This is a genomic window from Natrialba swarupiae, assembly GCF_008245225.1.
Classification (GTDB): Archaea; Halobacteriota; Halobacteria; order Halobacteriales; family Natrialbaceae; genus Natrarchaeobius; species Natrarchaeobius swarupiae.
Genome location: NZ_VTAW01000044.1, coordinates 1 through 18,698 on the forward strand (window position 1 = coordinate 1; position 18,698 = coordinate 18,698).

An 18,698-nucleotide genomic window follows, 5' to 3' on the forward strand; every position below is an offset into this window, starting at 1 on the left:
ATCTCGCTGTCTGCTTGAGTTGGCTGCACACCTTCCACAAGCAGACACTTTCACTCAAACCCGATGTGATCGACTGAGTTTGCAACGCCGCCAAACGGCCCCGTTCGGTACTTGCCCGTCAACGCCCGACTCGACGCTTGATCGTCAGCGACGCTCGTCGTTTCCTGGGCCCTGCTTATCGAGCAGACGCGCGTTCTCCACAGTGTTTCACTACAGTAACAACTGCAACGGTTCACACACTGATCGCCGATCGGTCTGGCGATCAGGTGTCCAAGACCTGCAGTGGCTACTATAGGCAAACCGAACCACGGAGCTTACGTTCCGATAATCTCGTTGAATCGGCTGACCATGTACTGTCGATGTCTTGCGTAGGTCATCGGGTCGATATGCCAGAGATCATCGATCTGCTCTTGTGTCGTTGGGAACGCTGAATCATCAGCCATCCACGAAATCTCTTCGGGAACCGATGTGTTCTGGTTGAGCATCGGTGATTGGAGTTGCCGAAACCACTCCTGTTGGACGTCGTCTCTCATCGCGTAGTTCATGAATACCTGCGACCAGTAGGCTTCGGACTCGTTTTGGCCACCGGGAACGTAGAATCCGTCCGTCTGGTAGGTGGACCCCTCCGGTGGAAGATACCAGTCGACAGGTTCTCCCTCTTCTTTCTGATTGGCGATATTGTTCGGCAGGAAGTGCGTGAGTGAGATCTCACCGTCGGTTAGTCCGGTCGTAAGCGGTGGATCCGACCCGACGAGCCCGACGTTCGGGCTCAACTCCTCGAGCATCTCCCACATCGGTTCCATCTCGTCCTGTTCCATGTCCGGTCGCAGGTCCACGTCGGCGACGTGAGCTAACGGTCGAAAGAGTCCGGTTGCGTTCTCGTAGAGACCGATCGAGTTTTCGTATTGGGAATCCCACCAGTCACTCCACGATTCTGGGAGTTCCTGATCGTTCTGCTCGAGTTGGTCCGAGTTGTAGTTGATCGGGTACGTGTATCCGTACATCGCGACGTACGGGATGTGGTCGTTGTCGGGTATGTGTTCGTCCGGAATCTGGGGTCCGATCATATTCTCGTAGGCGGGAATGAGATCCGGATTGAGGTTCTGAGTGTACCCCTGCTGAAACGCGCTAAATCCCATTAGGCTCTGGGTCCAGACCACGTTGACCGGTGGTTCTCGATCCTGGTCGATGGCCTCCATCACCTGGTTTTGAATCACCTGGAAGTTGGTGTTGTCGTATCTCACCTCGATACCGGTCTCCTCGGTGAAGGTTTCTGCGATGGAGTTTTCGATCGATTCCTGCCAGTTCCCACCCCACGCGCGCATCGTGATCGAGTCTGGCTTTTCTGGTTCGCTATCTGGGTCGACTTCTGTACTGCTTTCGTCATCCTCGTCACCACCCAGACAACCGGCGATCGATAGCAGTCCAGCCGTCGAACTGACCGTGAGAAACCGTCGCCTGGAATGACTGGTGATTCTTCTACACCCCGTGCTTTCGCGTCGAATATCGTTGTCACCCTGTGACATGGGATCTACCCGAACGGATACAATGGGAGTATAAAAACCTTTCCTATAACTAGGATGTAACTGTTGTATCCTCTGTAGATCGACAATCTAACGCAATCGACTGAAGAACGTGAGCGATTCGGTTGTCACTCAGCGCGCGAAGAACATCACGTCGGATCGGTTCCACCCGATCTGAACCTCGTCACCGCGATCGATCATTTGGACATCCCGGTTGTACGCACTCGTCGACCGAACGATTTGATCGCTTCCATCGTCGAGTTCGACCGCGTATAGGACCTGGTCGCCGCGGAATATCGTCTGGTGCACCGTCCCACTGTAGACGTTGTCTACGTTCAACCCCGAGGTTGAAACGTGGACGTCCTCGTAGCGGATGGCCACGTCGACGGTCGAATCTACTGACACGCTGTCCGTAGTGGGACACTCGGTCGTGAACTCGTTCGTTCCCAGATTCACTGCCGCTACGTCTCCGTTGACGCCAGTGATAGTTCCGTTGAACATGTTCGAGTCGCCGACGAAATCCGCAATAAATGGTGTCTGTGGTTCGGAATACAGTTCCTGTGTGGTCGAGAGCTGTTCGATATGCCCCTCATTGACCACAGCGATTCGATCCGCCATCGTCAACGCTTCCTCCTGGTTGTGGGTCACGTGTATCGTTGTGACGTCGGTCTCCTCGTGGATTCGCAACAGCTCTTCGCGCATCGTGTCTCGGAGCTTCTTGTCCAGCGAACTGAGCGGCTCGTCGAGAAGAAGTAGCTCCGGTTCGAAGGCGAGTGCTCGCGCGATGGCGATTCGCTGACGCTGACCCCCAGAGAGCTCGTTCGGCTTTCGATCCTGATACCCGGGAAGTTCTACCAAGTCCAACATTTCCTCGACGCGCCCGTCGATGATATTCGAGTCGAATCGCCGCATCTTCAGTGGGAACGCGATGTTTTCGTGGACGGTCATGTGCGGGAAAAGCGCCATCCCCTGAAAGACCATCCCGATGCTCCGCTCATATGGCGCCTTCGTGGAAATGGGTTCGTCATCGATGTATATCTCCCCTTCACTCGGCTGGATAAACCCCGCAATCAGTTCGAGCAACGTACTTTTTCCCGCTCCACTTGGACCCAAAAGCGTCAGGAACTCCTGTTCCTCGATAGAAAATGAGACGTCGTCCACCGCGACGACGTCCGCGAAACGCTTCGTCACTCCATCGATACGAACTTTTTCGACTGATAGCGACGATTGCTCGTCGACTCGAGTCGTGGCCATATGTAGCTGCAATCCTAGTCCTCCTATAAATAGTTACTCCGACGTCTCCTACGGTCTTTGGTCGATGATCATCAACCAGTGTTGTATATTATCAAACCACATACTGACAGCCACCACGACTCGAACGACCTGCTTGGTAATGACACACGAATAGTAGTTACTCATACAACGAGCTGTTGTTCGGTGTTCTGCCGAGTTTCGAACGAGTGAGGCGGAATCGACCTACGGCCAAAACATAATACAAGTGTTATTTGAAATTGGGTGACTGGTACCTCCAGCCGATCTTCGCCGTTAGTTGCTCGACGATCACTATAATAATCAACCACACACCCAGCTGAGAGCGCCACTACTACCGGGATTCTCCTTTTGCGGGATTGGATTTTGATAGTACCATAACTACGGCAACAGACGTGGGTTAAATCTACGAACGGGAGCAGAAGATGTTCGAAATATAAACGAGTACCCACTCCTAAAATAGAGTACACGGGAGCAATTCGTCGTCCGATGGGAACGTACTGTGGGGAACGATCCCAGGTCGAATTGAACTGCGTGATTGTCAAAGAGTGCAAAATACGTCTTTTGAAGCGGCCACTGTCGACTCTCTCGTGAATGTCTCGCCTTTTTCTGGTCTCCGCCGGACCAGGGCTACACCGAGGTTACATCGACGGTCTGTAACTCGATCTCGATGATGTTCGCCTTCTCTCTTACGTAATCCGGATACGTGTCGTAGAACTCCTCGTCGGGCATCTGTGAAATGGGTGCAGAGATGCTGACCGAACCGACCAGGTCGTGATCTGGATCGTGTATCGGTGCTGCTACAGCTCGAAGACCCGATATTTCTTCCTCGTCGTTGAGTGCATACCCCTGTTCGCGAATCTGTTCTAGCTCATCGTAGAGTTTCTGGTCGTCTGTGATCGTATTCGGCGTACGCCGCTCGAGGCCGTGTTCTTCGACAACCTCTGCGACGTCTTCCTGGGGGAGATGGGCGAGGATCGCTTTTCCCGATGCGGACCAGTGAAGTTGCCAAACGAGTTTGGCCTGATGCCAGATGTAGATGTCCGAACCTACTGCTCCTTCCCCGAAGGATTGATACACGGTCACTTCCTGTCCGTTGTGGTGAGTGATGAGGTGGGCGTTCTTCCCCGTCTCGTGTGCAATCGTGTCAGCGACTTCCCTCCCGGCACGGTACAGCGGCAAATTATTTCGTACGTGTTCGCCGTACGTGAGAAATTGATGTGCGAGTCGGTACGTTCGCCCCTCTTTGATTACCAGCCCGTTTGCACAGAGTGTGTTCATATACGTCTGGAGGGTACCCAGTGAGAGATCGATGTTCTCTTCGAGCTCGGTCAACGTTACCCTGTTTGCTTGGCGTATTTTCTCGAGGATCGTACAGGCTCTCTCTACAGATTGGATGGTCCGTGGTTTCCCACCCGATTCCTTGTCCATGGTAGCACATAGCGTGGTGTCTGTATAAACTTTGTTATTGTCAAAGTGAGTTGTGTGTACATTTTGCATGGCGGGCTCACACACTCCGTGCACGCTTACCAATTTGGACTGATCTACGCGTTGATTGGTAGATGAACTCGGAACTCCATACAGTTGCTGTTGTTAGTTCTGGTTGGAAACACCACAATCGTACTCGTTGCAACGGTTCTCCCACCTTTACTGGGAGACCAGCACGACCAGTTGACAGATGTACTGATGGCGATTACACTGGTACGGCTGTAATGTTGGGTCGGTGCTCATGATCCCTACCTCATTTGTCTTGATGGATACGTTACTCACTGTGATGCAGGAACAATCATATCTATACTATGATCTCTAATAATATACTACTCTATTCTATTCTATATCCTTACTTGTCTTCTCTCTGTCGTTTCTGGTTCCGGATATTGATGGCAGCAACTGGTTTGTGTGTGTGGTTTCTTACGCTATCGTTAGCTATGGATCTGATACGTCGCTTAACCACTCTTCACGTCCAAAACCGAGCGCTGCTTTGACTCACGTACTGGATCGGTATCGGCACTAGTCCCCGCTCCGAACTCCTTTTCATCCAATAACATTATCCACATCGCATTCTCACATCAAAAATACTATATGATTTAGAATTCTATATAGATTCCAACTAGTCAACTTCTATGAATAAATATATCGTCGTGGCGGTAGATCGTCCGTTTCACTATTGGTGGACTTTCGAGAAGAGCTATACTACTCCGACAAGCATCGACTGCAGGGTCGACTCGAACCATACCATCGAATTCGATCCTGCAGTGCAGGCTTGCCGAAGCACTAGGCCAACCCGGCGTCACCGACCGGGGCCGTCCGCTGGTGTCACGTGCTCGCGCCGACGTGATTCCCAGCGGTCCTCCTGGTGCGACGTCAATTGAACTTCCGCTCGAGTTCCTCGTATCGGCGTTGTGTTTCGTCGTCGACGCTCGAGCTCGTGGTTTTAATCGCGTGATCGAAGTGATCGGCAGTCACTGTAATCGTTCCGACACCGTCCTCGACGTCCGACGGTGTCGCTCCATCGACGTACTCCCGTGCAGCCTCCATCGCGGCCTCCCGACAGACCGCCTGGATATCCGCGCCGACGTACCCCTGTGTCCGACCGGCGAGACGGGCGAGTTCGACGCCGTCGCCGATCGAACGGTGTGTCGTGTGGACGCCAAAGATTTCGCGACGTGCCTGCTCGTCCGGTATCGGGACGTGGATCTGACGGTCGAACCGCCCCGGACGCAACAGTGCGTCGGCTTCGAGGACCGCCCGCAAGTCGGCCCGGAGCAGTCGGTCGCTCTCACAGACGGCTTCCACAGCACGGTGCATCCCGGCTCCCGCCGGGCCGTGGACGTAGACGTGCCGGCCCCGGCCATCGGGATCGGGCAGTGCCTCCAGATCCGCCCGACACTCCGGGGCTATCAGCAGGTCCTCGGGGGACGCGTTGCGTCCTCGATCGTCAGTGGCTGGTCCTGGATTCGTGTCTCGCGCTCGAGATGGGTTTGTAGTGCTGGATCGAGGCCGTCGCTGCCTAGCAGATACGACCGAATGCGGTCCTCGACGGCGACGACGCCCTCGAGTATCGATGCCGACGGATCGTCGGGACGCTTGAGGGTCACGAGGTCGGCGTCGACGAGCGGAGATTCATCGAAGAGCAGCCTGACAGCGCTGGCGAACGCCGCGGGCGAGTCGGCAAACAGGTCGGCACAGAGACCGACCGTCGGACGCGTAGTAGACCGTTCATCGGTCAGGCCGGTCATTGAATCGGTGACGCCGGGATCGAGGTCGGGCAACAGCGCCACGACAAGCACATCACGGTGAGGTGGCTGCAGACCGAACGTGTTGACGAGGTTTCGAAGGCGAAGTTCGACACCCTGTTCGTGGGCTGCGTTACACTTGCGCTCGATACGGTCCCGTCGCTCCCGAAACCGATCACGGTCTCGTTCTGGAAGTGCATACTCGAGGGTAGCGGCCGATGCGACCGGCTCGCCAACCCCGTCGGCTTCATCCATCGATAGCCCGTCCCGAGTGAACCGTGACGTGGCACGCTCGCGAAACGCCTCCAGACGCGCGTTTGCCAGCTCGCATTCCTCGAGGAGGTGTTCGAGTGTATCGTGATAGGGCACCAATATCCGTTCTATTGTCTACCTGCACAAAATATATTTTGTGCATCTCAATTTAGTATTTTAACCCAAAGTATTAGACAACAAATTTTATAGCAAGATAAGATAAACAGGGGAGCAAGATGGCATTTCGATCCGCCAGAGTGAACGCCGACGAGTCGGCGGCCGATCGCCGGGATTCGGCGACCGCGTGGCAAGACGTCGCCGATTCCGCCGACTCGCCCGCTGCCGGTGGGAGAGACCAGTCGCCCGCGCCCGTCGATGCATTCGGGGTCGAGCCGACCGAAACCCAGCGCGCAACGTTACAGCGCGCGGCCAAAGAGTACGGCCACGCCAATACGCGTCAGTGGGCTGCCGAAGGGATGTCCACCGACGCGATGGGCACGCCCAGCGAGATGGTCGCCTTCCGCGAGCGCCAGCAGGACCGGCCGTCCGAAGTTCCCCACGATATCGAACAGCACAACGAAGCCTCGCTGCATCGCAACACAGCCGCTCACCGTGACCACGAACCCGCAGATCAGGCCGCCGTCCCCGACTCAGTCCGGGAGATCGTCTCCGAACCCGGCCAGCAACTCGAGGGCGAGGTCAAAGCCGGCCTCGAGGGGCGATTAGACGCCTCGCTGGATCACGTCCAGATTCACACGGGACCGACGGCCCAGCAGGCCTGCGAAGAAGTCAACGCCGCGCGTTCGCGGTTGGCAATCACATCGCGTTCGGCCCGGGTGAGTACGACCCTGACTCGTCCGAAGGGCAACATCTCATCGCCCACGAGGTCGTCCACACCCTCCAGCAACCCGACGCTCCCATCTCGATGATGCCGAAGACTGAGGTCGAGATGGAGGTCGACCCCGATCCGGCCGCCGAACGCGAGGCCGACGAAATCGCCGGTCAGGTGATGCGTGGCTGGGAAACCGGTCTCGAGGGCGAGATGGCCGATACCGAAATCCTCGTCCAGCGGTTTACTGGGGCCATCGCCGACATCGGTAGCACTGCGGCGAGTTTCGTGAAGACCAACCACGAAGCACTGAAAGACGCACAAGAGGCCGAAGCCGACAGTTACGCCCAGATGGGTGGCACTGAGGGCTCGGTCGAAGAGCGCGTCGAAAGTCTCGAGAAGCAAGTGTCCAAGCTCGGCGAGTACGTCTCCGAACAGGTTGCCCCCACCTCGACAAAACGACAGATGGTCACCGAGGCTGGGAAGGACGCCCTCTCGAGTGGGGCCGGGTTGGCGACTGGCGCGGGGATTGCCGCGTTAGGGTTGGCAGGTCCGCTAGGGGCGATTATCGGGGCCGGACTGGCTGGGGCTGCCACTAAAGGCATGCTTGATACCAGCCCTGCCATCGGTCAGACTGCCGAGCAAATGGCATCTGATCGCGTCCATGAGAAGGCTGGTGCCTTGCGCGACCGCCTGCCGGGCTGGCTCGGTGGCCGTGGCGAGGATGATGACGAGTGGGAGGCGAGCAATAAGACGGACTTCTAAATATGAGAGCAGAAATTAAAAAAGAGACGAATGATGGGTTCGGAGTTTTAGTCATCGACAACAATAATGTCGAGCACAAAATTGGGATCTGTCATGACGGAGAAATTGATGGTCATGAGTGCGAGTATTACCCATCAAAACCGGAAAAGCGGACGCGAGAAGAAAGCGAACACGGCAAGCAAGCCCGCCGCTACGCCCAGTACTACGTGTTCCTGAATCGTGGCTACGACACAGTCACGCCAAAGTGGAAAAATCCCGTCCACCTGCAGGCGGTTCGTTCGGCGATCGACTCGATGGATCTCGAGGAGTTCGAGGACCACTTCGGTGATCTCTACCAGCAACTGAAAAGCCACCATGACGAGCATACCGAGCGTGTCCTTCATCCACCGTCGGATTCCCAGGACGAGGACTACCACCTCTATCGTAAGCACGTCTACCTTGGTCTCGATCCCCTCGAGACTGATCTTGCCGACGATGCTCGAGAGCTCGCCACCGAGTTCGGGCTCGATTTAGACGAGCACGCACCGACAGAGACGTCGCTGACAGGATTAACCAACGACGGACTCGAGGCATGGACTGGCTTTTCCACGGAGTTGTTCGACCGCTCCGACGAGGAAGAATTGGCGGAGTTAGCTGAGGGCTTCTATGTCGATACGACCTCTGAACTGCATATGGCGTATCTCGACCACGACGGCATCGAGCAGGTCACAACGGCCATCGAACCCGACAGGGAACCCGACGCCCGGTTCGAAGAACCACCGGTCGATCCCGGTACGCTCGAGCAGTTCCAGCACGGATCGTCGTTCGACCTGGCGTGTCAGATTCGGGATTGCTTCGTTCGGATGGGCGTGATGCCACCCGAGGAGTACCAGATCCTGGGACTGGGCCATATCGCGGCTGCGCTGGCCTACGAAGAGGTCGATTTCTATCCGGACTACCATGCTCCTGACGAAGACGGAGCATATATTTCCGATCTCGATTCGAAATACTTTGGTGATGGCTCCCTGCTCGGCAGTGTAAAATCACTGCTGAACTGACCGCACCCATGTCGGCACGAACCTCCAGTACTGATTCCTCGAAAACTGCACTAATACGTTCGAGTTCCGCGGGCAAGTGGTCCATAGAAAACTGGAAACGTTCTCGGAACGCGGACTCGGACAACGAGACGGGCGAGAAGTCACGGGCACAGACAGCCGACACGGCGTCTTCGTCAGCCGCTGTCCGGGATGGAAGCCCCAAACCCCTGGCGGCGGCTGCCCTCGAGCAGGACGCAGCCAAGATGGAGACCCACCTCGAGGCAGCGACGTTCGATAACTCCGCTACGGCCGTGGATCTCGCCGACTCCGCTGCCCCGCGTCTGTTCGGTCGTGACGAGGGTCAGATTCAGCGTGCCCTCAACGGCACTGACACGACTACTGACGAGGTTCCCGGCCAAGTCCTGGACGTCCTGAGCAACGGGGGCCAGCCCCTAGGTCAGCCCATCCAGCGCGCCCTCGAGGAGCGGATGGATGCCGATTTCTCGGACGTGCGCATTCACACGGGCGGTTCGGCGGCTGTGGCGGTTGAGGCCATCGACGCGAAGGCGTTTACGTGCGGGAACGATACCGTGTTTAACTCAGGCGAGTACGATCCCGAAAGTCCGGAAGGTCAACACCTTCTGGCGCACGAACTCGCACACGTCAAACAGCAAAACGGTGGTGCGCCGATTTCGATGATGCCTAAAGAGGGCGCTGACCTCGAGATCGATCTCGACCCCCAGTTAGAGCGGGAAGCAGACGAGGCCGCCGCACAGAAACTGATAGTGATTAAGGGAGTTATAAAAAGCAAGGAGAATACCCGCGCCTTGAGTGGTCTGCGAAAGCGTTGACCCCTTTGGAAGCGTATTGTTCTCGATGAACAAGAGTCAGCGTGGTTTGTTGGTGCGACATTTGTCTGAGGAAGAACTCGATCAAGCGATTGAATCGGCTCAGGAGGCGGACGAGACCCGTCTCGTCCGGCGACTGTGTTACATCAAGAACCTCTATCAGGGAGACACGCGCGAGCAAGCAGGTCGACGCGTCGGGATCTCCCGATCCACGACGCGTCGGTGGGCACTGGCGTGGAACGATGGTGGCGTCGAGGGTCTTCGCCCACGCTTCGGCGGCGGCCGGCCGCCGAAGCTCACCCCACAACAGTGGGACGAACTCTGTGAAATGCTTGAAGAGGGCCAGCCATGGACTCCCAAGCAGATTCAGGCACTTATCGAAGATCGATACAACGTCACGTACCACCCGTCCCATCTGAGCCGAAAACTTCGAGAAGCAGGCATGAATTACGCCAAACCCCGACCGATGGATCCACGACGACCCGACGATGCTGACGAGATTCTCGCCGAGCGCCTTGATCGGGCGCTCGGCGAGGATCCCGGGGAGCCGGATAACGAGGAAGAAGAACCGGTCGTGTTCGGATTTTTTCGATGAAGCCTGGCCGCAACCGTTCGACAACTCTCAGCGAATGTGGTCGTTTGATCGAACAGTGACGATCGAGAAGCCGCTGGTCACGTTTCCGCGGCGGTCAATTGGCTTCTACGCGCTGACTGGCCAGAGTGTAATCACGTTCAAAAAGCGGTTGGTTAAGGAGACGATCGTTGAGGCGCTCGAAGAGATCCGCGAGCAGAATCCGGTCGGACGGATTCTGCTCGTGGCCGACAACTACGGCTCTCATCACGCGAAACTCACCCAGGAACGAGCCGACGAACTCGGCATCGAGTTCGTGTTCATCCCGCCGTATTCACCGACGCTAAACGCCATCGAACCACTGTGGAAAGACCTGAAACGCGAGATCTCGCCAGAGATCTTCGCGGACCGGGACCACTTCAGGGAGTTTCTCACCGAGGCATTTCTTCGGTTGAGCCATCGGCTGAGCTTCGCTAATGACTGGATCGAGACATTCCTCCCAGATGTTCAGAAGTTGCGCTGATCACTCCGGCGGCGCTCATAGGCCGGCTGGTGGCAGCGTGAGTGATTACTCTCGCAAACAAGAAGTCCCCCGCCTGATGGCTGTTTCAGTAGCTATCGGTTCGCCAGCTGTCGATTCTACGCCAGAAAACTACAGCAAGTCCTTGTCGCCCGAAGAATTATCTTGGCAAACGCGGTTTAATCAATCGGCAGAATTCCCATAGGTGGATACAGTTTCCCCACCCTGGTGCTACACACGGGGCGCTTTCTATGATACGCTCTGCTTAGCTAAAATCGAAGGTAGTGCTTCGGAAAGCCTGCACTGCATGGTCGAATGCGGTGGTGTGGTCCGAGTCGACCCTGCAGTCGACGCTTGTCGGAGTAGTAGGAAAGAAAGAACTATCTAACGAAATGAAAAGGCGATTCTCTGTAAGGGACTGGTGCTCAAAAATACGAGTGTATGGTTGTAAATGTACATTGAAGCACAAAATACTTCCAAGTGTACTTCCGTATTCTCTGCAGTGTGATGATTAAATTGAAAAATTCTGGCTTCAACGTGACAGGGGGCATCTACAACTCGAGTCGGACCCGGTCAGACGGGTGGTGAATCCGACGTTCGAGGGGTCACGAACTATGGGCCCCATAGACGAGGGCACTCCGTCCAGTTGTCTTCACCGGTTCGACAATCCGCCCCATATGGTGGACACCGATCGAAGGTCGACGATGGACACGATGACGGGGAAATATTTCTCCGGACACGAGACTGGAGTTAGCGCTCTGTTAGCTCATCCAAGTGGTGTAATGCTGTCTCATCAACCGAAGACCACGACGTGTACCCCGATAGCGCGAGGGTCATGTCGAGATCCGCAAGGAAGTTCTTGAGTACCTCTCGAACGCCGTCTTCTCCCCCCAGGGTCAGTCCGTACAGATACGGTCGTCCAAGCAATACGGCGTCAGCTCCAAGTGCCAATGCGATAAAGGCGTCAGCACCCCGTCGAATGCCGCTGTCGAACAGAACTGGTACGCGGCCCTCGACTGCGTCGACGACCAGCGGGAGTGCCTCGATTGCACCGATTGCGTTATCGACCTGTCTCCCGCCGTGATTCGAGACAACTATCCCATCCAACCCACGTTCAATTACCTCAGTAGCGTCCTCAGGATGAAGGATCCCTTTGACGAGTACTGGCAAATCCGTCATTTCGGAGATCATCTCAAGTTGGTTCCAGTCGAGACCAGAGTGGCCAAAAATATCCAGAAACTGTCGTATGGCGTTCTCCAGGTCCGTTTCTGGTGGTACGTCGAGCCGGTCACGAAATGCCGGATCCTCAATATAGTTGGCAATCCCGTCACCGTCGAGAAACGGGAGATACTTCCTATTGATCGTAGCCTCGCGCCACCCCATTAGATGGGCATCGACCGTTACGACGACCGCATCGTATCCTGCTTTTTCGGCCCGCTGAAGGAAACTCCGGGTAATCTCATCATCGGTGCTACAGTATAGTTGAAACCACGCTGGAGCATCGCCTGTCGCTTCGGCAACCTCCTCCATAGTGTGTGACGCAGTCGAGCTAAGAATCGTTGGCACGCCCTGGGACGCGCCAGCTCGCGCTGTGGCGAGCTCACCGTCGGGATGGTACAGGCTCTGCAGGCCGATAGGCGCGAGCAGGAGTGGCGCCGGTAACTCCGATCCAAGTAACGTCGTGGTATGATCGCGCTTATCAACGTTCCGAACAAGTCTCGGCACGATACGTCGACGCTCAAACCCACGACGATTGTGATCCATCGTTCGCCCCGCTCCCGCACTTCCCGTCACGAATGCCACGGCGTCGTCATCGAGTTCGTCCAGTGCCGCCGCACGCAACTCTTCTATCGAGATTGGGAGTGTCGACTTCTCTTCAAGAAATACGTCTTCGAGACGGTCCATCGCGAACATTTGCGGTTGCCGATCTGACGAGGGATCCACTTCGTCGCTCACGCTGAGTCACCCCCGTCGTCGGCTACGGTAGACATTCGGTTCGTCATAGAGCCATAGTCCTCATTCACGTAGTGTTCATAGTTTTCGACGAAAATATCGGCACACCGTTCCCAGTATTTCGGTGTTGATCCGCCGATATGTGGCGTGAGCAATACGTTGGAGAGATTCCAGAGTGGCGAGTTCTCGGGAAGGGGTTCCGTCGTGAACACGTCCAAGGCTGCTCCAGCAATTTCTCCGCGCTGGAGCGCAGTGATTAGTGCTTCTTCGTCGACAACGCCGCCTCGGGCAAGGTTGATGAGTACCGAATCGCTGGCCATCGATCCGAATTTTCGCTCGTCAATGAGCCCCCTGGTTCTTTCAGTAAGTGGGCACGTTAAAACGACATAATCTGACTGGGCACAGAGTTGCTCTGTACTCGAGGGTCCATAGACCGTCTCCACGACAGACGGTGCAGTAGATGGGTCCCGTTTCGTACCGAGAATCTCCATTCCGAAGGCGTCGCCGAGTTCTGCCACGCGCGTACCGATCGATCCCAACCCAACTACACCGAGTGTCTTCCCATGGAGTTCGCCGCCAACCCACGGGCGAAACTCTCGTCGGTTCTTCTGCTCGAGAGCCCGCGGTAGATCACGTTCGAACGCAAGCATATATGCAATTGCCTGTTCGGCAACTGGTTCAGCATGTACACCGGACGCAGACGTGAGATGAATGCTTCGTTCGTCGATCTCCTCGTACGGTAGATGATCTACCCCCGCGCTAACGGTTTGAAACCAGGATAACTGTTCGGCATTTGAGAGGAGCTGTTCGGTGAGAAAGGCGCCCACAGCGATGTCAGCAGTCTGAATATACTCCGCTGATTCGGCCGCGGAGGTGGCAGTGTGGATGGTCGCATTCGGGAGACGCTTCTCAATTTCATCAGCCAAGTCTTCCGGGTCCGCTCGGTGAATGAGTCGATGAAGTACGACAATCTCTGGTGTGTTTGAACTTGCCATACAAGGTTCGAAAGAGGCGAAGGCTTATATCTTTGGGTTTCTCGAAATAGTCGAACCAGTTGTCAGTGTTACGTATGGAAACGCCAATCAGATCGGTCTGTTTGTTCCGAGTATCGAGGTCAGCTATTTGTCCAGTCACTGCAGGGCCGCGTTATGGCCCCTTTCGATGCAGACTCGAACAGTGACGGATATTTTGCGAGCACACCCCGTTTATACGTCGGCTCGGGTCGTTCCCATTCTTCGAGGCGAGTTTCGATATCGCTTTCCGGGAGATCGACCGACAACGTTCGGTCGGGCACGTCAATTACGATTTCGTCACCATCCTGTAGAGCAGCGATCGGACCACCAACGAACGCCTCAGGAGCGATATGGCCGATCATCGGCCCCCGAGTGGCCCCTGAGAACCGCCCATCCGTGAGCAGGGCAACATCGTCGTATCCCGCGCCGACAATTGCAGCGGTGACCGTCAACATTTCACGCATACCTGGTCCACCGCGTGGACCTTCGTTTCTGATTACGACGACATCCCCTGATTCGAGTTCTCTATTCTCGATGGCCTCGAAAGCGGCTTCCTCCCCTTCGAAAACCCGTGCTCGACCGGTAAACTGGTAGTCGTGGCTCTCGGTCACTTTGAGAACCGCCCCATCTGGGGCGAGATTGCCACGCAACACGACGATCGATCCCTCGTCGTCGATCGGATCGTTCGTGGGTCGAACGACTTCAGGATCGGGCTCCGGTGGATCGACTCGTTCGATTGCGTCGGCGAGCGTTTCACCGGTAATCGTGAGAGTGTCGCCGTTTAGATAGTCCGCTTCGTGCAGATACCGAAGGATGGCTGGAACACCGCCGTTTCGATGGAGATCGTGCATCGTGTACTCGCCACCCGGCTTGAGGTTACAGATGTGCGGTGTCTTTGCTGATATCTCCTCGAACTCCTCAAGTTCGAGGTCAACACCGGCCTCTTCGGCCAGTGCAAGCAGATGTAGGACCGCGTTCGTCGACCCACCGATTGCCGCCTGTACAGTAATGGCGTTTTCGAAGGCTGGACGCGTAAGAATATCGAGCGGTTGTACATCTGACTCGAGAGCGCTGACGGCAAGTTCGCCACACTCGGCAGCCGCCGATCGACGGTCGCTCGTTTCGGCGGCTGGTGATGCCGAACCCAATGGTGCCATACCAATAGCCTCGGCGATCGTCGCCATCGTGTTCGCCGTTGCCATCTCCGCACAGGAGCCAGCACCGGGACACGCAGATTTCTCGAGTTCACGCAACTCTGCTTCGGTCATATCCCCTTGAAGAACTTTTCCGACTCCTTCGACGATTTCGACACCGCTTACCTCTTCATCCTGGAAGTGTCCTGTCGGTCTGGAACCACCGTACAGTAACACGGTGGGTATATTCAACCGGGCACCAGCCATCAGCATCCCGGGGAGGTTCTTGTCACATCCCGCGACCGTTACGAGCGCATCGAGCCGTTCGCCGAAAGCAACAAGTTCGACAGAGTCGGCGATCAACTCTCGAGATATTAACGAGGCTTTCATCCCCTCGTGTCCCATCGAAATCGCATCAGAGATGGTGATCGTTCCGAACTCTATCGGGGAGCCACCCGCACCTCTGATCCCGTCTTTGGCAGCGTGGGCTACCTGGTCGAGGTGAGAATTACAGGGTGTGATTTCGGCTGCAGTGTTTGCAACACCGATCAGCGGTTTCTCGAAATCCGCTTCAGTGAAGCCCATTGCGTGAAACATCGCTCGGTGAGGTGCCCGATGGACACCGTCGGTAAGCTCGTTGCTTCGAAGTTCATTCTTGTTCATGGCTTTATCGATGGTATGGCTGGAAGCTTAAATATTGGGGGGTGCAGAGGGGCGGTCAACACCTTCGAGACGGACGATACTATTTTCCACGATAGTTCGTATATGATATTTTCCCCACCAGCCACAACGATACCGGCCTTTATCACATCTCGGACGAGTAGTACGTCTATGACTGTACTCCACACAGCGGTATGGGTATCTGATCTCGAGGCCACAGTCGAATTTTACGAGGAGGTGCTTGGACTCGAGTACTCCCGGGATTTCGTCGGCAGTGACGGTGTCAGGAACTATTTCATGGCTGGTGAGAGCGGCGCGGCGATTCAATTCAAGTACGACGAAAATAGTGACGTGGAGACCACTCCTGGAACGATGGACCACCTCGCAACCTCTGTCGAGAACGTTGATACTACGGTGGAACGTGCAGTTGAAGAGTGGGATACTGATATCGTTGATGGCCCACGGACCCTCGAAGATCACGACGTTCGGATTGCTTTTATCACCGATCCTAACGGGTACACTATTGAATTGGTTCAGAAACTCTAGTACTTCGACAAGCGTCGACTGATGGGTGAAACGAGACGACCGCCGTCGGTTCCACCCACCAGTTCAGGCTTGGGAAGCCACTAGATGCGTCAGCGGTGAGTAATGACCGGCAGAGTTAGTGAGAGTCACAGATCCAGAAGTTGCTCGGCGTTTTCGTGGAGGATCATCTCCCTCGCCTCTTCGTCGAAGTCTAGCTCTTCGAACCCGTCTAGCCAGTCCTCGGGCGTTACGACGGGATAGTCGGAGCCGAAGAGAACTTTGTGCGAGATACGAGACTTCGCGTACTGAATCACCTCGTCGGGGATGTACTCTGGCTGCCAACCGGACAGATCCATGTAGACGTTGCTCTTGTGGATCACGGTCGAAAGCTGTTCTTGGTGGTACGGCCATGCCGGATGGGCGATGATGATCTGAAGATTGGGATACCTGGCGGCGACCTCGTCGATGTGAACCGGTCGCGTGTGCTTGAGCATCAGCCCGCTCCCGCCGGGACTGCCCGCACCGATCGCTGTATGGCCACCGTGAAAGAGGACGGGTTTCCCGAGGTCCTCCAGCAGCGCCCAGAGATCGTCAAAACGACGGTTGCTCGGGGTAAATCCCTGGACGGCCTGCTGAAATTTGAACCCGTCCAGCCCTAGGTCTTCTATCGCTCTTACCGCCTCCTCTCTCGCAGTTTGCCCTTTGTGCGGATCAACGCTCGCGAACCCGAGAAAGAGTTCGTACTTTTCCCGCATCTCGGCGACCCAGTCGTTCGGAATTGCGGGGTTCCCGGTGTTCGTCTCGCTGTCCAGCGCGAACAGGACAGCTCTGTCGATGCCCCACTCACGGTATTTCTCGACGGTTTCTTCGATCGGTTCCGGTGAGAAGTCCTTCCCGAAGTAATCGAACCCGTACTGGAGCGACTCGCCACCGTGCTCGATTAGCAGCTCGTTCGCAGGATGGACATGAGTATCGATAACTTTTGGCACACCATCTGTATCATCTATATCAGCAAAAACGTTTCTGCCTCGTGGAACACAGCCATAGGAACACCGATGCCGAAGACGGCGACTCCCCTTCCACATCGCGACATGGCCCACAACGGAGGTAGGTCACTTTCTGACGATAACCTGTTCGGTCTTGTACTCGGACAGTTCAATCTCAGAGAAGTCTACCAGCTGGGGCCGAACCCGAACTTTGAGTTGGGTTCGGACAGCGTCGACGATGTCATCCTCGACGGCTGCCTCATCGCGGTCCGTCTCGGGATCGAGCACAGCCTCGATCGGAATGGGAGCTTCGAAGTGAACTTTGTCCTCGGTCGGTACGATCACTTTCGTATGCCCCATAGCACCTTCGACGCCGGAGACGACGTCACGGATCGCCGAGGGAAACACGTTCATTCCCTTGTAAATGACCATGTCGTCGGCGCGGCCGATGCACCGGATCTTTGGCGACGTCCGCCCGCACTGACAGTTCACTCCGGTGACTCGAGCGTAGTCGCCCGATTTGAATCGGAGTAGTGGGGTCGCTTCACGTTCGAGTGGCGTATAGACGAGTTCCCCCTTCGAACCAACCTCGAACGGTACGTTTTCGCCCGTTTCCGTATCGATGAGCTCGACGTGGGCGTGTCCTTGCCCGTGGTAGTGCATCCCGTCTTCGAACTCGCACTCGGACCACATACACCCGATCACGTCACCCATTCCCATTCCCTCCCGGACGAGGTTGGCCCCCCACTGTTCGTACAGTTCACTCCGAATCTCGGGGTTTCCGATCCCCGGTCCGCCCCCACCGACGAGTTTCGTTATGGAAAGTTCGTCGAGTTCGAAACCGAGTTCCGGTATCCGTTCGGTGAGATAGCGGTGATGCGATGTCGTCGTTATCAGTGCGTCGCCGGGAAGGTCGGTCATGACCGAGAGAAGTCGCTCCGTTGACTCGCCCCCGGCCGGAACGACGTTTGCACCCAGTTCGGTCAACGCTTCGAAGTATGGCGTCCCGCCAGTGATCATCGTCTGTCCGGAGCCGAAAATGACCGTGTCGTCAGGATCGATACCCGCACAGTAAAAGCTGCGCTTCATCACCTCGTTCCAACTCCTGCGGTCCGACTTCGTCAGTCCGAAGTACGTCGGTTTTCCCGTCGTTCCCGACGATGAGATCGTTCGGCTGAGTTCTTCGGTCGGAACGGCCTGGTGTGTCCCAAGGGGCTGTTCTTCCGGAGGATCTGCCTGATTGCGACGCTGATCATCTTTGGTCGTGAAGGGAATTTCCTGGAATTCCTCGATCGTGCTTACAGATTCGACGTCGACGTCCCACTCCGAAAACTTCCGCTGGTAGAAGTCGGAATTCTCTCCTAGATACGCCAGCTGACCGGGAAGTTTGTCCTCGTGTCGACGACGCACTTCTTCCCAGGAGTGCGTTTCTATATCGTGGTATGTTTTGCCCATACATACTGTATGCGGATTGTATTCATAGATAGATTTTGGGGGCTTGTAAATTAGCTCTATAAAAGTCTCAGTACCTCACAAGACGTCATCAGTTGAGTCGGTCTGAGATCTGATTTCTGTCGTAGGTGGCGGTGATCGGGTTAG

The 18,698-nt window shown here is 55.9% G+C and carries 15 protein-coding genes and 2 pseudogenes; 7 read left to right on the forward strand and 10 right to left on the reverse strand.

Annotated features, from left to right (window positions below; all coding sequences use genetic code 11):
• Positions 1 to 314: 314 nt before the first annotated feature.
• From FYC77_RS18900 to FYC77_RS18920, 5 genes are all read right to left on the reverse strand, one after another.
• Entirely contained in the window at positions 315 to 1,325 is a 1,011-nt protein-coding gene (locus FYC77_RS18900) for an ABC transporter substrate-binding protein (RefSeq protein WP_162354563.1), read from the reverse strand.
• Positions 1,326 to 1,655: 330 nt separating this feature from the next.
• Complete coding sequence (locus FYC77_RS18905) at positions 1,656 to 2,777, reverse strand: ABC transporter ATP-binding protein (RefSeq protein WP_149083059.1); 1,122 nt, start codon at positions 2,775 to 2,777, stop codon at positions 1,656 to 1,658.
• Between the two features lie 645 nt (positions 2,778 to 3,422).
• Positions 3,423 to 4,223 (reverse strand): IclR family transcriptional regulator, encoded by an 801-nt coding sequence (locus FYC77_RS18910; protein ID WP_162354564.1) that lies wholly within the window; start codon positions 4,221 to 4,223, stop codon positions 3,423 to 3,425.
• A gap of 933 nt (positions 4,224 to 5,156) precedes the next feature.
• On the reverse strand, positions 5,157 to 5,600 hold the full coding sequence (locus FYC77_RS18915) for a hypothetical protein (RefSeq protein ID WP_238387039.1): 444 nt from the start codon (positions 5,598 to 5,600) through the stop codon (positions 5,157 to 5,159).
• Between the two features lie 92 nt (positions 5,601 to 5,692).
• Positions 5,693 to 6,397 (reverse strand): hypothetical protein, encoded by a 705-nt coding sequence (locus FYC77_RS18920; RefSeq protein WP_149083061.1) that lies wholly within the window; start codon positions 6,395 to 6,397, stop codon positions 5,693 to 5,695.
• A 392-nt stretch (positions 6,398 to 6,789) separates the two neighbouring features.
• Between FYC77_RS18920 and FYC77_RS20805 the strand changes: the two are divergent.
• The 6 genes and pseudogenes from FYC77_RS20805 to FYC77_RS21110 all read left to right on the forward strand — a co-directional run.
• Positions 6,790 to 7,133 (forward strand): annotated as a pseudogene (locus tag FYC77_RS20805) (eCIS core domain-containing protein); the annotation flags it as partial.
• Positions 7,134 to 7,205: 72 nt separating this feature from the next.
• Positions 7,206 to 7,874: a hypothetical protein gene (locus tag FYC77_RS20810; protein WP_238387042.1), complete on the forward strand. Its 669-nt coding sequence runs from the start codon at positions 7,206 to 7,208 to the stop codon at positions 7,872 to 7,874.
• Positions 7,875 to 7,876: 2 nt separating this feature from the next.
• A complete protein-coding gene (locus FYC77_RS18930) occupies positions 7,877 to 8,911 on the forward strand; it encodes a hypothetical protein (RefSeq protein WP_149083062.1) in 1,035 nt (344 codons plus the stop codon).
• Positions 8,912 to 8,919: 8 nt separating this feature from the next.
• Positions 8,920 to 9,672, forward strand: a pseudogene (locus tag FYC77_RS18935) (eCIS core domain-containing protein); the annotation flags it as partial.
• Positions 9,673 to 9,793: 121 nt separating this feature from the next.
• On the forward strand, positions 9,794 to 10,333 hold the full coding sequence (locus FYC77_RS21105; RefSeq protein WP_394349032.1) for an IS630 family transposase: 540 nt from the start codon (positions 9,794 to 9,796) through the stop codon (positions 10,331 to 10,333).
• A gap of 34 nt (positions 10,334 to 10,367) precedes the next feature.
• Positions 10,368 to 10,832, forward strand: coding sequence for an IS630 family transposase (locus FYC77_RS21110; RefSeq protein ID WP_394349033.1), 465 nt, complete (start codon positions 10,368 to 10,370; stop codon positions 10,830 to 10,832).
• Between the two features lie 747 nt (positions 10,833 to 11,579).
• Here FYC77_RS21110 and FYC77_RS18945 read toward each other — a convergent pair.
• The 3 genes from FYC77_RS18945 to ilvD all read right to left on the reverse strand — a co-directional run bounded on the left by FYC77_RS18945 (position 11,580) and on the right by ilvD (position 15,591).
• Entirely contained in the window at positions 11,580 to 12,785 is a 1,206-nt protein-coding gene (locus FYC77_RS18945; RefSeq protein ID WP_238387040.1) for an alpha-hydroxy-acid oxidizing protein, read from the reverse strand.
• The gene (locus FYC77_RS18950) at positions 12,782 to 13,777 is read right to left on the reverse strand and encodes a D-2-hydroxyacid dehydrogenase (protein WP_149083063.1); all 996 of its coding nucleotides are present in this window, start codon (positions 13,775 to 13,777) and stop codon (positions 12,782 to 12,784) included. Before FYC77_RS18950 ends, FYC77_RS18945 begins: the two co-directional genes overlap by 4 nt.
• Positions 13,778 to 13,896: 119 nt before the next feature.
• Positions 13,897 to 15,591 (reverse strand): dihydroxy-acid dehydratase, encoded by a 1,695-nt coding sequence (gene ilvD, locus FYC77_RS18955; protein ID WP_149083064.1) that lies wholly within the window; start codon positions 15,589 to 15,591, stop codon positions 13,897 to 13,899.
• A gap of 168 nt (positions 15,592 to 15,759) precedes the next feature.
• Between ilvD and FYC77_RS20245 the strand changes: the two genes are divergently transcribed.
• Entirely contained in the window at positions 15,760 to 16,134 is a 375-nt protein-coding gene (locus FYC77_RS20245) for a VOC family protein (RefSeq protein WP_162354565.1), read from the forward strand.
• A gap of 125 nt (positions 16,135 to 16,259) precedes the next feature.
• Here the strand turns inward: FYC77_RS20245 and FYC77_RS18965 are convergent, their stop codons facing one another.
• Both FYC77_RS18965 and FYC77_RS18970 read right to left on the reverse strand, forming a co-directional pair.
• Positions 16,260 to 17,102 (reverse strand): amidohydrolase family protein, encoded by an 843-nt coding sequence (locus tag FYC77_RS18965; protein ID WP_238387041.1) that lies wholly within the window; start codon positions 17,100 to 17,102, stop codon positions 16,260 to 16,262.
• 123 nt (positions 17,103 to 17,225) lie between these two features.
• Positions 17,226 to 18,554, reverse strand: coding sequence for a phenylacetate--CoA ligase family protein (locus FYC77_RS18970; RefSeq protein WP_149083066.1), 1,329 nt, complete (start codon positions 18,552 to 18,554; stop codon positions 17,226 to 17,228).
• Positions 18,555 to 18,698 lie beyond the last annotated feature (144 nt).

What these genes read in the sequence shown, in the direction of transcription:
- FYC77_RS18900 (WP_162354563.1), bottom strand. Translation starts at nt 1,325, where the DNA reads ATGCGCGCGTGGGGTGGGAACTGGCAGGAATCGATCGAAAACTCCATC.
- FYC77_RS18905 (WP_149083059.1), bottom strand. Translation starts at nt 2,777, where the DNA reads ATGGCCACGACTCGAGTCGACGAGCAATCGTCGCTATCAGTCGAAAAA.
- FYC77_RS18910 (WP_162354564.1), bottom strand. Translation starts at nt 4,223, where the DNA reads ATGGACAAGGAATCGGGTGGGAAACCACGGACCATCCAATCTGTAGAG.
- FYC77_RS18915 (WP_238387039.1), bottom strand. Translation starts at nt 5,600, where the DNA reads ATGCACCGTGCTGTGGAAGCCGTCTGTGAGAGCGACCGACTGCTCCGG.
- FYC77_RS20810 (WP_238387042.1), top strand. Translation starts at nt 7,206, where the DNA reads ATGATGCCGAAGACTGAGGTCGAGATGGAGGTCGACCCCGATCCGGCC.
- FYC77_RS18930 (WP_149083062.1), top strand. Translation starts at nt 7,877, where the DNA reads ATGAGAGCAGAAATTAAAAAAGAGACGAATGATGGGTTCGGAGTTTTA.
- FYC77_RS21110 (WP_394349033.1), top strand. Translation starts at nt 10,368, where the DNA reads ATGTGGTCGTTTGATCGAACAGTGACGATCGAGAAGCCGCTGGTCACG.
- FYC77_RS18950 (WP_149083063.1), bottom strand. Translation starts at nt 13,777, where the DNA reads ATGGCAAGTTCAAACACACCAGAGATTGTCGTACTTCATCGACTCATT.
- ilvD (WP_149083064.1), bottom strand. Translation starts at nt 15,591, where the DNA reads ATGAACAAGAATGAACTTCGAAGCAACGAGCTTACCGACGGTGTCCAT.
- FYC77_RS20245 (WP_162354565.1), top strand. Translation starts at nt 15,760, where the DNA reads ATGACTGTACTCCACACAGCGGTATGGGTATCTGATCTCGAGGCCACA.
- FYC77_RS18970 (WP_149083066.1), bottom strand. Translation starts at nt 18,554, where the DNA reads ATGGGCAAAACATACCACGATATAGAAACGCACTCCTGGGAAGAAGTG.